Origin of the sequence: Mycobacterium sp. SMC-17, assembly GCF_045310915.1 — a bacterium.
Lineage (GTDB): Bacteria > Actinomycetota > Actinomycetes > Mycobacteriales > Mycobacteriaceae > Mycobacterium.
The window spans coordinates 67,021-79,482 of sequence record NZ_JBJIAK010000005.1 but is presented as its reverse complement, the minus strand read 5'-3'; the positions used below and the strand labels follow the sequence as shown (position 1 = coordinate 79,482).

Below are 12,462 nucleotides of genomic sequence, written 5' to 3'. Positions count from 1 at the left end.
AAAATTTGTAACACTGTTCCGCATGACCGAACTTGCGGAGCAGTCCGAGCTCGTTGACGCGCTGCCACTGGGGCCCGACTCGCTGGTGTGGAAGTACTTCGGCGACAACCGGATGTACCTGATCGGTCCGCGGCCGGCGGTCCTGCAGAACATGCTGGCCCAGCTCGGCCAGGGCGTGCTGGACCATTCGGTGTTCTTCGTGGACACCTCGGCGCGGATCAAGCGCTCGCTGCCGCCGATCTTCCGCACCGTGTATGAATCGGACGACGCCAGCTCCGGCTCTCGGGCTGGCACCCAGGTCCGCGACTTCCACCGCGAGATCAAAGGCGACATGCCCGACGGGAGCCGCTACCACGCGCTCGACCCGGAGACCTACTACTGGGCGCACGCGACGTTCGTCGAGCAGGTGCTCTATTTCGCGGACACCTTCGTCAAGCGGCTGACCGATGCCGAGAAGGAGCAGATCTACCTCGAGTCCAAGACCTGGTACCGCCGCTACGGCGTCAGCGACCGGCCGATGCCGGCCACCTACGCCGAATTCGAGGAGTACTGGGACCGGATGCTGAATGACGTTGCGGTGCCGCACAAGACGGCCCGGTACGGCGTCGGCTATGTGACCAAGGGTTTCCCGGCGCCCAAGGGCGTCAACCCGGCGGTGTGGCGCGTCATCGCGGTGGTGTTCAACCCCGTCGCGGCGTTCCTGACCACCGGCGGCCTCCCGCCGCGGGCGCGGGACCTGTTGGAGCTGCCCTGGTCCGACCGGCAGGAACGCGCCTACCAGCTTTTTGCCGCCGCCTGGCGCACCAAGCCGGTGAACTGGCTGTGGGACCGGTTGCCGATGTCGGTGCGGTACAACAGCTTCGCGCAGCAGGGCTACGCGCGTGCCCGCTGACGCGACGGCCGCGATCCTCGACGCCGCGCTCGTCGAGTTCGAGCAGCACGGCTTCCGCCGCGTCGCGCTCGACGATGTGGCGCGCCGGGCCGGCGTCAGCCGCACCACCATCTACCGGCGGTTCGCGAACCGCGACGAGCTGGTGGCCGCCGTCGTCGAGCGCGAGAACGTCGTGCTGTTCGACGACATCGCGCGCGAGCTGAAAGAGGCTGGGCCGCAGTCGAATCTGTATGTCGAGGCGTTCACGCTGTCGATCCTGCGGTTCCGGCGGCACCGCGTCCTGAACCGGATGATGACCGACGAACCCGCGCTCGTCATCGAACTCATGCAGCGCCACTACGGCGCGGCGGTCGGCCGGATGGCGGCGGCGTTGCGTGTCATCTTCCCGGACGGGTTCGCCGACCGGATCGGCGAGCAGGCCGTCAACGACCTGGCCGACACCATCTTGCGCTACGCCGCGATGGTGCTGCTGTTGCCGAGCGTCGAGGCGCTCGACAGTGCCGAGGAGATCCGTGCTTTCGCCGCACGGCATTTCGTGCCGAGCCTGCCGCCCGCGCTGCAAGGCCAGTCGGGCAAGCCGGCCGCGGAGTCGATGCGTTGATCGCCGCCTAGTGCGCGACGGGCTTCTCGGCGCCCACCCCGGTCAGTGACCGCACCTCCATCTCGGCGTTGCGTTCGGGGTCACCGGAATCCCGGGAACTCAGCGTCCCGATGATGCCGAGCAGGAACGCCAGCGGGATGGACACGATGCCCGGGTTGGCCAGCGGGAAGAACGCGAAGTCCGCACCCGGGATCATCGCCGTCTTGCTGCCCGACACGGCGGGGGAGAACACGATCAGCACGATGGTCGAGATCAGGCCGCCGTACATGCTCCACAGCGCGCCGCGGGTGTTGAACCGCTTCCAGTACAGCGAGTACAGGATCGTGGGCAGGTTGGCCGCGGCCGCCACTGCGAACGCCAGGGCCACCAGGAACGCCACGTTCTGACCGTTGGCCAGGATGCCGAGCCCGATCGCGAACACGCCGAGCACCACCGCCGTGATCCGGGAGACCCGCACTTGCTCTTCCTCTGTCACCTTGTGGGACTTGAGAACTGACGCGTAGATGTCGTGCGCGAAGGACGCCGACGCGGTGATGGTCAGGCCCGCCACGACGGCGAGGATCGTCGCGAACGCCACCGCCGAGATGACGCCGAGCAGGATCACCCCGCCGAGTTCGAACGCCAGCAGTGGCGCCGCGGAGTTCACGCCGCCGGCGGCCTTGAGGATCCGGTCCGGGCCCACCAGGGCGGCCGCGCCGTACCCGAGCACCAGCGTGAAGAGGTAGAAGGCACCGATCAGCGCGATCGCCCAAACCACCGACCGCCGCGCCTCTTTCGCGGTCGGCACGGTGTAGAAGCGCATCAGCACGTGCGGCAGGCCCGCGGTGCCCAGCACCAGCGCCAGCGCCAGTGAGACGAAGTTGATCTTCGAGGTGAGCGAACCGCCGTACTGCGCGCCGGGCGCCAGGACGTCGCGGCTGGAGACGCCTTTGGTGGTGGCGTGCGAGATGGCCGACTGCGCCGAACCGAGGATGTCGGAGAAATTGAACCCGAACTTGCCGAGCACCATGGCCGTCATCAGGGCGGCGCCGGTGATCAGCAGCACGGCCTTGATGATCTGCACCCACGTGGTGCCCTTCATACCGCCGACCAGCACGTAGACGATCATCAGCACGCCGACGACGGCGATGACGATCGATTGGCCGCCCCGGCTCTTCACGTCGAGCAGCAGCGCGACCAGACCGCCCGCCCCCGCCATCTGGGCCAGCAGGTAGAACAGCGACACCGTCAGCGTCGAGGTGGCTGCGGCCAACCGGACCGGCCGCTGCTTGAGCCGGAAGCTCAGCACGTCGGCCATGGTGAATCTGCCTGTGTTGCGCAGCAATTCGGCGACCAGCAGCAGCGCGACGAGCCAGGCGACCAGGAAGCCGATGGAGTACAGGAAGCCGTCATAGCCGTAGACGGCGATGGCGCCGGCGATGCCGAGGAAGCTCGCGGCCGACAGGTAATCGCCGGCGATGGCGATGCCGTTCTGCGGGCCGGAGAAGCCGCGGCCGCCGGTGAAGAACTCGTCGGCGGTGGCGTTGCGCTTGCTGGCCTTGATGACCACGACCATCGTGACGACGACGAACACACTGAAGATGCCGATGTTGGCGACGGGATTGCCGACGGTGGCGGCGGCGAGCACGGTGGTGTTCATCAGGCGCCCTCGAGTTCTTCACGGATGGCCGCAGCGCGCGGGTCGAGCTCCCGGTTGGCGAAGCGCACGTACAGCCCGGTGATCACGAACGTCGTCAGGAACTGGCCCAGACCGATCAGCAGCCCGACGTTGATGTTGCCGAACACCCGGATGGCCATGAAGTCATGGGCGAAGGCGCCGAGCGCGACGTAGAGGCCGTACCACACCAGGAAGAACGCGGTCATCGGAAACACGAAGCGGCGCAGTCTGGTTCGCAGTTCCTGGAACTCGGGGCTGGCCTGCATGGCGAGGAACTGTTCCCCGGTGGGGACAGCGCGCTCTGGAAGTTCGGTTGCGGACACCTGCGGCTCCTGGCAGTTGGCCGTGAGGTGAATCGGGCATGAACCTAATTGAGAGCTGGGTCACCCGCGACCGGTATCGCGTTCTGTTCACCGAATTCGGTCTCGGGGTGCTGCGCTACGGTCGGCGGCAGCCACATCGAGAGAAGGACTCAGGGATGACCAGCGAGCCAGGTTCGGCGTTCGACGCCGGGATCACCACCCGCCGCCAGGTGATGGGCGACGAGTTCGTCGACCGCGCGCTGGCCCGCACCAGCGGCACCGAGTCGGAGCCGATCCAGCGCTTCGTCACCGAGCACGTCTGGGACGCGGTGTGGAACCGGCCGGGGCTGAGCCGCCGCGACCGCAGCCTGCTCAACCTCGGCATGCTGACCGCGCTGCGCGCCCATGAGGAACTCGCCGGCCACGTGCGGGGCGGCCTCAACAACGGCCTCACCCGCGAGGAGATCGTCGAGGCGATCATCCACGCCACGGGCTACTGCGGCGCGCCCGCGGCGCTGAGCGCGATGCGCGTGGTGCAGCAGGTACTGGACGAAACGCGCTAGGCCCGGCGCAACAGCACCGCCTGCTCGAAAGGCAAGCGCGGGAACACCTTACGTAGCGACCCGGTGACGAGCGGGGCCGCTTCTTCCTTGCTCACCACCCGCGGGTCGACGACGTCGTACGTCTGGCCGCGCCGGGTGAGCTTGCCGCCGCCGGACTTCGTGATGTTCTTGAGCCAGTCGCGGTCGGGGCCGTAGGTCAGCAGGATGGCGAAGCCGTCGGCGGTGGTGAACACCGTCAGCGGCGTGCGGAACGTCTTGCCGGACTTGCGCCCGACGTGCTCGAGGATGCCGAACGTCGGCGCGCGGCCGGCCCACAGCCGTTGGATGGGGTTGGTGACTCGACGGTTGAACCGGGCGACCGACTGCGGAATCTGCATGTCCCCATCGTGCGCCATCGTGGTTGGGGCGGCCAGGGGAGCGAGTAAAGTTACCGACCGGTAGCGGCGACGACGCTGTGTCGCACACCAGCCCGTAACCCGCTGATTCATCTTCGAGGAGGAATGCATGCCTGCGCCCGCCAACGCTGACGCCCGCCGGATCTATGACCTGGAGCGCAGCCGCGTATTCCACTCGTGGTCGGCCCAGGGAAAGCTCGACCCGATGGTCTTCACCGGCGCCGAGGGCAGCTACCTCATCGACGGTGACGGCAACCGTCTCCTCGATTTCTCGAGCCAGCTCGTCTACACCAACATCGGCCACCAGCACCCCAAGGTCGTCGCCGCCATCGCCGAGCAGGCCGCCAAGCTGTGCACCATCGCGCCGCAGCATGCCAACGAGGCCCGCGCCACGGCCGCCGACCTGATCTGCCAGGTCGCCCCCGAGGGCTTCAACCGGGTGTTCTTCACCAACGGTGGCGCCGATGCCGTCGAGCACGCCATCCGCATGGCCCGCGTCTACACCGGCCGCTACAAGACGCTGTCGACCTACCGCAGCTACCACGGCGGCACCGCGCTGACGGTCAACCTCACCGGCGACGTCCGCCGCTGGGGCAACGACTACGGCACCGAGGGCACCACGCACTTCTTCGGCCCCTTCCTGTACCGCAGCCAGTTCAATTCGCTGACGCAGGAGGAAGAGTCCGAGCGCGCCCTGGCGCACCTGCGGTCGGTCATCGAGTTCGAGGGCCCGAGCGCGTTCGCCGCGATCATCCTCGAGTCGGTGCCCGGCACCGTCGGCATCATGCCGCCGCCGCCCGGCTACCTGCAGGGCGTCCGGGAACTGTGCGACCAGTACGGCATCGTGATGATTCTCGACGAGGTCATGGCCGGCTTCGGCCGCACCGGTAAGTGGTTCGCGCTGGACAACTACGGCGTCACGCCGGACCTCATCACGTTCGCCAAGGGCGTCAACTCCGGCTACGTCCCGCTCGGCGGCGTCATCGTCAGCGACAAGATCCTCGAGCGCTTCCTGGACCAGCCGTACGGCGGCGGGCTCACCTACTCGGGCCACCCGCTGGCGTGTGCGGCATCCGTCGCGACCATCACGGCGATGCACGACGAGAAGATCGTCGAGAACGCCGAGCTGATCGGCACCGACGTCTTCGGTCCGGGCCTGGCGGCGCTGGCCGACAAGCACGACATCATCGGTGACGTCCGCGGTCTGGGCGTGTTCTGGGCCGTCGAGCTGGTCAAGGACCGCGCCACCAAGGAGCCGCTGGCGCCGTACGGCGGGTCGTCGCCCGAGATGGGCGCCATCAACGCGCGGGCCAAGCAGAACGGCCTGCTGCTGTTCATGAACTACAACCGCTTCCACCTGGTGCCGCCGTGCAACATCAGCATCGACGACGCCAAGCGCGGGCTGGACATTCTGGACGATGCGCTGAGCGCGGTGTAGCCATAGGCTTCTGGCCATGGCCTACCTCAAGCCGCCGTGGTTCGTCGTCCATGTCTTCAACCCGATTGCGCGGCTGACCGGTATCGGTGGCAGCCAGACCCTGACGGTCACCCGCAGCTCCAACCACGTGCCGCAGCGCATCCCGGTCGTGGTGCCGACGGTCGACGGGGTGAAGTACCTGGTGTCGACGCGTGGTGAGTCGGCGTGGGTGAAGAACGTCCGGGAGAACCCGGTGGTCGCGCTCGGCAAGGCCAACTACCTGGCCAGTGAGGTACCGGTCGCGGACCGGGCGCCCATCATCGCGGCGTACCGGCCGCTGGCCGGCAAGGTCGTCGAGCAGTACTGGCGTGAGCTGCCCGACGACGCCGACCACCCGGTGTTCAAGCTGACGCCGCAGAACTAGGGCGCCGGCTTTCACGCCCGGCACACCAGCCCCGGTTGTCAGTTCGGTGTCGTCGTGCTGTCGCGAGTGTGCAACCAGCGCGTGAAGATCGCGATAGTGACGCTCTGGCTGCACATTCGTGGTCGCGAACCTGACCAGGCGGCGGAAATCAGGCCCGAACTTCGCCCTGTGGTCAGGATCGCGGCGAACTGCGTCGCCGAATGCAACGGGGCGGCGAAAATGGCCTGAAAGTCGCCGTGCCGTTGCGGGCGCGACGTGCACTCATCGCGATGTGACGGCCGCCGCCGAGATGGACGAAGCCGCCCTCCTACACCCTGTAGTTGGTCCATTCGCGCCGGGCTGGGACACTGGTGGCCATGCGCTCTACCGACGTTTCCGCGAAACTGTTCGCCGACGCGTCGACCGTGATCCCCGGCGGGGTCAACTCGCCTGTGCGGGCCTTCAGCTCGGTCGGCGGTACCCCTGCATTCATCACCTCGGCCAACGGCTACTGGCTGACCGACGCGGACGGCAACCGGTACGTCGACCTGGTGTGCTCCTGGGGGCCGATGATCCTGGGCCACGCGCATCCCGCCGTCGTCGAGGCCGTGCGGACCACCGCTGTGAACGGCCTGTCGTTCGGCGCCCCGACGCCCGCCGAGACGGAGCTGGCCCGCGAGATCATCGACCGCGTCGCCCCCGTCGAGCGCATCCGCTTCGTCAACTCGGGCACCGAGGCCACCATGAGCGCCATCCGGTTGGCCCGCGGCTTCACCGGCCGGCCCAAGATCATCAAGTTCTCCGGCTGCTACCACGGCCACAGCGACGCGCTGCTGGCCGACGCCGGCTCCGGTGTCGCCACGCTGGGGCTGCCGTCGTCGCCGGGTGTGACCGGGGCGGCCGCCGCTGACACCATCGTGCTGCCGTACAACGATGTCGAGGCGGTGCGCCAGGCCTTCGCCACGGCCGGCGATCAGATCGCCTGCGTCATCACCGAGGCCAGCCCCGGCAATATGGGCACCGTCCCGCCGGCCGCGGGCTACAACGCCGCGCTGCGCCAGATCACCGCCGAGTACGGCGCGCTGCTGATCATCGACGAGGTGATGACGGGCTTCCGCGTCAGCCGTGGCGGCTGGTACGGACTCGATCCCGTCGCCGCCGACCTGTTCACGTTCGGCAAGGTGATGAGCGGCGGGCTGCCGGCCGCCGCGTTCGGTGGCCGCGCCGAGGTGATGGAACGGCTCGCCCCGCTGGGCCCCGTCTACCAGGCCGGGACGCTGTCGGGGAACCCGGTCGCGATGGCCGCGGGCCTGGCCACGCTGCGCGCCGCCGACGACGCGGTGTACGCCGCCCTGGACCGTAACGCCGACCGCCTGTCCGGGCTCTTGTCCGACGCGCTCACCGAAGCGTCTGTGGCGCACCGGGTTTCGCGTGCCGGAAACTTCCTGACGGCGTTCTTCGGTGACGCGCCCGTCACCGACTTCGCATCGGCCAAGGCGACCGAGACCTGGCGCTACCCGGCGTTCTTCCACGCCCTGCTGGACGCCGGGGTGTACCCGCCGTGCAGCGCCTTCGAAACCTGGTTCGTCTCGGCCGCACTCGACGACGCTGCGTTCGACCGGATCGCCGCCGCGCTGCCCGCCGCCGCGCAGGCCGCCGCCCAAGCTCAGGAGCCCGCATGACCGACAGGACGATCGTGCACGTGATGCGTCACGGCGAGGTCCACAACCCGGACAAGATCCTCTACGGCCGCAAGCCCAATTTTCATCTGTCCGACCGTGGGCGCGCCCAGGCCGAGGCGGTCGCAGGCTGGCTCGCCGAGCGCGACATCGTCTACGTCGTGGCGTCGCCGCTCGAGCGCGCGCAGGAGACGGCGGCGCCCATCGCGGCGCGGCACGGGCTGTCCATCGACACCGACCCGCACCTCATCGAGTCGGAGAATGTGTTTGAGGGACAGCGGGTTTCACCGGGTGACGGCGCCCTGCGCGACCCGCGCAACTGGTGGCACCTGCGCGACCCGAAGACCCCGTCGTGGGGCGAGCCGTACAAGCACATCGCGGAGCGGATGACCGGCGCCGTGGACCGCGCCCGGGTCAAGGGCATGGGCCACGAGGCGGTGTGCGTCAGCCATCAGCTGCCGGTGGAGACGCTGCGCCGCGCGATGCTCGGCAAGAACCTGCACCACTTCCCGACCAAGCGGATGTGCAACCTGGCATCGGTGACGTCGTTCTACTTCCATGGTGACCAGATGGTCGGCTGGGGATATTCGGAGCTGGCCGGACAGTGACTTCGCTGGTGGCCCGTGCCGGGGCAGTGATGGCGGCCGTCCTGACGACGGCCGTGCTGCTCGTCGGCTGCTCCACCGGTGACGACGCCGTCGCGCAGGGCGGCACCTTCGAGTTCGTGGCGCCGGGCGGCAAGACCGACATCTTCTACGACCCGCCATCGAGCCGCGGCAAGCCCGGCGCGGTGCGCGGACCGTCGCTCACGGATCCGGCGAAAACGCTTTCGCTGGAAGACTTTTCGGGTCAGGTCGTGGTGATCAACGTCTGGGGCCAGTGGTGTGGCCCGTGCCGCTCGGAGATCTCCGAGCTGGAGAAGGTGTACGAGCAGACCAAGGCGCAGGGCGTCGGGTTCCTCGGCATCGACGTCCGGGACAACAACCGGCAGGCCGCCGTCGACTTCGTCGTCGACCACAAGGTGACCTTCCCGTCCATCTACGACCCGGCGATGCGCACCATGATCGCGTTCGGCGGCAAGTACCCGACGACCGTCATCCCCTCGACGCTGGTGCTGGATCGCCAGCACCGGGTGGCCGCGGTGTTCCTGCGGGAACTGCTGGCCGAGGATCTCAAGCCCGTCGTCGAGCGGCTGGCCAAAGAGGGCAAGGCATGACCGGCTTCGCCGAAACCGCCGCGGCGGGACCGCTGTTGGTGGCACTCGGGGTGAGCGTGCTGGCCGGGCTGGTGTCGTTCGCCTCACCGTGCGTGGTGCCGCTGGTGCCCGGGTATCTGTCGTATCTCGCTGCCGTGGTCGGTGTCGATGACCAAGGGGGAGCAACCAAAGTGCGCACCGCGCGCTGGCGCGTGGCCGGTGCGGCGGCGCTGTTCGTCGCGGGCTTCACGGCGGTGTTCCTCATGGGCGCGGTCGCCGTACTCGGCCTGACCACGACCCTCATCGCCAATCAGCTTCTGCTGCAACGCATCGGCGGCGTCGTCACGGTGCTGATGGGCCTCGTGTTCATCGGGCTGGTCCCGGCGCTGCAGCGTCAGGTGCGGTTCACGCCGCGCCAGGTGTCGACGGTCGTCGGCGCCCCCTTGCTGGGCGCGGTGTTCGGGTTGGGCTGGACCCCATGCCTGGGGCCGACGCTCACCGGCGTCATCGCGGTGGCCTCGGCCAGTGACGGCGCCAGCGTCGCCCGCGGCATCGCGCTGGTGATCGCGTACTGCCTGGGTCTCGGCATTCCGTTCGTGCTGTTGGCCTTCGGGTCGGCCCGCGCCGTGCAGGGCCTGGGCTGGCTGCGCCGGCACACCCGCGCCATCCAGATCTTCGGCGGCCTGCTGCTGATCGTCGTCGGCACCGCGCTGGTCACCGGCGTGTGGAACGACTTCACGTCCTGGGTGCGCGACGCCTTCGTCAGCAACGTGAGGCTCCCGATATGACCGACGTTTCCGCGCCCGACGCCGTGTCGGGCGGCGAGACCCGCCGCCCCGGCCCGCTCTCCCGGGTGGTCGCACTGTTCCGCAACACCTGGCGGACGCTGACGTCGATGGGCACTGCCCTGGTGCTGTTGTTCCTGCTGGCGCTCGGCGCCATCCCGGGTGCGCTGCTGCCGCAGCGTTCGCTCAACGCCGGCAAGGTCGACGAATACCTGGCGCAGCATCCGACGATCGGGCCGTGGCTCGACAAGGTGCAGGCCTTCTCGGTGTTCTCGAGCTTCTGGTTCACCTCGATCTACGTGCTGCTGTTCGTCTCGCTCGTGGGCTGCCTGACGCCCCGCATGATCGAGCACATCCGCAGCCTGCGCGCCGTCCCGGTGCCGGCGCCGCGGAACCTGGCGCGGCTGCCCAAGCACGCGCAGGCCTCCGTCCCGGGTGAGCCGGACGCCGTCGCCGACCGGATGGCGGGGCGGCTCAAGGGCTGGCGCCAGACCACCCGCACCCTCGATGACGGCACTCGCGAAATCTCGGCCGAGAAGGGCTACCTGCGCGAGTTCGGCAACATCGTCTTCCACTTCTCGCTGCTGGGCCTCCTGGTGGCCATCGCGTTCGGCAAGATGTTCGGCTACGAGGGCAACGTCATCGTCATCGCCGACGGCGGGCCCGGCTTCTGCTCGGCCTCCCCGGCCGCGTTCGACTCGTTCCGCGCCGGCAACGTCGTCGACGGCACCTCACTGCACCCCAGCTGCCTGCGGGTCCACGACTTCGACGCCCGGTACCTGCCGAGCGGGCAGGCCACGGCGTTCGCCGCGAACATCGACTACCAGGACGGCACCGATCTGGTCAGCGGCACCTGGCGGCCGTACCGGCTGGAGGTCAACCACCCGCTGCGGATCGGCGGCGAGCGCATCTACTTGCAGGGCCACGGTTACGCGCCGACGTTCACCGTGACGTTCCCCAACGGGCAGACCCGCACGTCGACGGTGCAGTGGAAGCCCGAGAACGCGCTGACGCTGCTGTCCTCGGGCGTCGCGCGCATCGATCCGCCGGGCGGCAGTTATCCCGACGACCGCGAGCGGCGCAAGCACCAGATCGCCATCCAGGGCCTGTTCGCCCCGACCGCCGAACTCGACGGCAAGCTGCTGTCCTCGAGCTTCCCGGCGATGAACGCGCCCGCGGTGGCCATCGACATCTACCGCGGCGACACCGGGCTCGACAGCGGCCGCCCGCAGTCGCTGTTCTCGCTCGACCCCCGGCTGATCGACCAGAAGCGGCTCACCAAGCAGGCGCGCGTCAACCTCAAGGCCGGCGAGCAGACCAAGCTGGACGACGGCACCGTCATCAAGTTCGACGGCGCGGTGCCGTTCATCAACGTGCAGGTGTCGCACGACCCGGCGCAGGTGTGGGTGCTGGTGTTCGCGCTGACCATGATGGCCGGGCTGCTGGTGTCGTTGGTGGTGCGCCGCCGCCGCGTTTGGATTCGGATCGTGTCGGCCGGGCCGGGTACCGTCAACGTCGAGCTCGGCGGCCTGGCCCGCACGGACAACTCGGGGTGGGGCGACGAGTTCGAAAAGCTCACAGAGCGGTTGATTGAGGACAAGCGATGAACACAGAGCACATCGACATCGACCTGGCCCGGTACTCGGACTGGGCATTCTTCAGTTCCTGGACGGTGCTGTGCCTGGCTTTCGTCTTGCTGGCCGTCGAGCTGGCGTCGAGCCGTGGCCGGAAGGTAGAGACCCGAGAGCTGGTCGGTGCGGGCGTGGGCGCGAACAGCACCATCCCAGGCGTCATCGTCGACGCACCCACCCGCTCGGTTGACGAGCGCATCGGCCGTGTCGGGCTCGCGCTGGTGTACGTCGGCATCGCCATGTTGTTCGTCTGCATCGTGTTGCGCGGTCTGGCCACCATGCGCGTGCCGTGGGGCAACATGTACGAGTTCATCAACCTGACCAGCTTCTGTGGGCTGGTCGCAGCGTCGATCGTGCTGCGCAAGCCGCAGTACCGGGCGCTGTGGGTCTTCGTCCTGGTGCCCGAGCTGATCCTGCTGGCGGTGTCGGTCAAGTACCTGTACACCAACGCCGCGCCGGTGATGCCCGCGCTGCAGTCGTACTGGTTGCCCATCCACGTCTCGGTCGTCAGCCTCGGCTCCGGCGTCTTCCTGGTCGCCGGCGTCGCCAGCATCCTGTTCCTGCTCAAGATGTCGCCGCTGGCACATCAGGACAACGGGTTCGGCCGGATGATCCAGCGCCTGCCGGATGCCCAGACCCTGGACCGCATCGCCTACCGCACCACGATCTTCGCGTTCCCGATCTTCGGGTTCGGCGTGATCTTCGGGGCCATCTGGGCCGAGGAGGCGTGGGGCCGCTACTGGGGCTGGGACCCCAAGGAGACGGTGTCGTTCGTCGCGTGGGTCGTCTACGCCGCCTACCTGCACGCCCGGTCCACCGCCGGCTGGCGCGACAAGAAGGCCGCGTGGATCAACGTCGTCGGCTTCGTCGCGATGGTGTTCAACCTGTTCTTCATCAACCTGGTGACCGTCGGCCTGCATTCGTACGCCGGCGTCGGCTGAG

The 12,462-nt window shown here is 68.4% G+C and carries 15 protein-coding genes; 12 read left to right on the top strand and 3 right to left on the bottom strand.

Going from position 1 to position 12,462, the window contains the following annotated elements; all coding sequences use genetic code 11:
* Nucleotides 1-22 precede the first annotated feature (22 nt).
* Entirely contained in the window at nucleotides 23-892 is an 870-nt protein-coding gene (locus ACJH7A_RS05240; RefSeq protein WP_406801522.1) for an oxygenase MpaB family protein, read from the top strand.
* Nucleotides 882-1,493 (top strand): TetR/AcrR family transcriptional regulator, encoded by a 612-nt coding sequence (locus ACJH7A_RS05235; protein ID WP_135356128.1) that lies wholly within the window; start codon nucleotides 882-884, stop codon nucleotides 1,491-1,493. The genes ACJH7A_RS05240 and ACJH7A_RS05235 overlap by 11 nt, the downstream gene beginning before the upstream one ends.
* Nucleotides 1,494-1,500: 7 nt before the next feature.
* On the opposite strand, the gene ACJH7A_RS05230 is transcribed toward ACJH7A_RS05235, so the two are convergent.
* Nucleotides 1,501-3,132 carry a cation acetate symporter gene (locus ACJH7A_RS05230; RefSeq protein WP_406801521.1) on the bottom strand — a complete coding sequence of 544 codons (1,632 nt, stop codon included), beginning with the start codon at nucleotides 3,130-3,132 and terminating at the stop codon, nucleotides 1,501-1,503.
* Nucleotides 3,132-3,473 carry a DUF485 domain-containing protein gene (locus ACJH7A_RS05225; protein WP_406801520.1) on the bottom strand — a complete coding sequence of 114 codons (342 nt, stop codon included), beginning with the start codon at nucleotides 3,471-3,473 and terminating at the stop codon, nucleotides 3,132-3,134. Before ACJH7A_RS05225 ends, ACJH7A_RS05230 begins: the two co-directional genes overlap by 1 nt.
* A 155-nt stretch (nucleotides 3,474-3,628) precedes the next feature.
* On the opposite strand from ACJH7A_RS05225, the gene ACJH7A_RS05220 reads away from it, so the two are divergent.
* A complete protein-coding gene (locus ACJH7A_RS05220) occupies nucleotides 3,629-4,015 on the top strand; it encodes a carboxymuconolactone decarboxylase family protein (RefSeq protein WP_064858689.1) in 387 nt (128 codons plus the stop codon).
* On the opposite strand, the gene ACJH7A_RS05215 is transcribed toward ACJH7A_RS05220, so the two are convergent.
* A complete protein-coding gene (locus ACJH7A_RS05215; protein ID WP_064858688.1) occupies nucleotides 4,012-4,392 on the bottom strand; it encodes a nitroreductase family deazaflavin-dependent oxidoreductase in 381 nt (126 codons plus the stop codon). The genes ACJH7A_RS05220 and ACJH7A_RS05215 overlap by 4 nt on opposite strands.
* Before the next feature lie 127 nt (nucleotides 4,393-4,519).
* On the opposite strand from ACJH7A_RS05215, the gene ACJH7A_RS05210 reads away from it, so the two are divergent.
* The 9 genes from ACJH7A_RS05210 to ccsB all read left to right on the top strand — a co-directional run bounded on the left by ACJH7A_RS05210 (nucleotide 4,520) and on the right by ccsB (nucleotide 12,461).
* Entirely contained in the window at nucleotides 4,520-5,848 is a 1,329-nt protein-coding gene (locus tag ACJH7A_RS05210) for an aspartate aminotransferase family protein (RefSeq protein ID WP_406801519.1), read from the top strand.
* A 16-nt stretch (nucleotides 5,849-5,864) separates the two neighbouring features.
* Nucleotides 5,865-6,251 carry a nitroreductase family deazaflavin-dependent oxidoreductase gene (locus ACJH7A_RS05205; RefSeq protein WP_293019650.1) on the top strand — a complete coding sequence of 129 codons (387 nt, stop codon included), beginning with the start codon at nucleotides 5,865-5,867 and terminating at the stop codon, nucleotides 6,249-6,251.
* Between the two features lie 54 nt (nucleotides 6,252-6,305).
* Entirely contained in the window at nucleotides 6,306-6,479 is a 174-nt protein-coding gene (locus ACJH7A_RS05200; protein WP_406801518.1) for a hypothetical protein, read from the top strand.
* Nucleotides 6,480-6,607: 128 nt separating this feature from the next.
* Nucleotides 6,608-7,912, top strand: a complete 1,305-nt coding sequence (gene hemL, locus ACJH7A_RS05195; RefSeq protein WP_406801517.1) for a glutamate-1-semialdehyde 2,1-aminomutase — start codon at nucleotides 6,608-6,610, stop codon at nucleotides 7,910-7,912.
* Nucleotides 7,909-8,517, top strand: coding sequence for a histidine phosphatase family protein (locus ACJH7A_RS05190; protein WP_406801516.1), 609 nt, complete (start codon nucleotides 7,909-7,911; stop codon nucleotides 8,515-8,517). Before hemL ends, ACJH7A_RS05190 begins: the two co-directional genes overlap by 4 nt.
* Nucleotides 8,518-8,546: 29 nt before the next feature.
* A complete protein-coding gene (locus ACJH7A_RS05185) occupies nucleotides 8,547-9,125 on the top strand; it encodes a TlpA disulfide reductase family protein (protein WP_406801563.1) in 579 nt (192 codons plus the stop codon).
* A complete protein-coding gene (locus tag ACJH7A_RS05180; RefSeq protein ID WP_406801515.1) occupies nucleotides 9,122-9,892 on the top strand; it encodes a cytochrome c biogenesis CcdA family protein in 771 nt (256 codons plus the stop codon). The genes ACJH7A_RS05185 and ACJH7A_RS05180 overlap by 4 nt, the downstream gene beginning before the upstream one ends.
* Before the next feature lie 107 nt (nucleotides 9,893-9,999).
* On the top strand, nucleotides 10,000-11,496 hold the full coding sequence (locus ACJH7A_RS05175) for a cytochrome c biogenesis protein ResB (RefSeq protein ID WP_318985769.1): 1,497 nt from the start codon (nucleotides 10,000-10,002) through the stop codon (nucleotides 11,494-11,496).
* Nucleotides 11,493-12,461 carry a c-type cytochrome biogenesis protein CcsB gene (ccsB, locus tag ACJH7A_RS05170; protein WP_318985686.1) on the top strand — a complete coding sequence of 323 codons (969 nt, stop codon included), beginning with the start codon at nucleotides 11,493-11,495 and terminating at the stop codon, nucleotides 12,459-12,461. Before ACJH7A_RS05175 ends, ccsB begins: the two co-directional genes overlap by 4 nt.
* Nucleotide 12,462 lies beyond the last annotated feature (1 nt).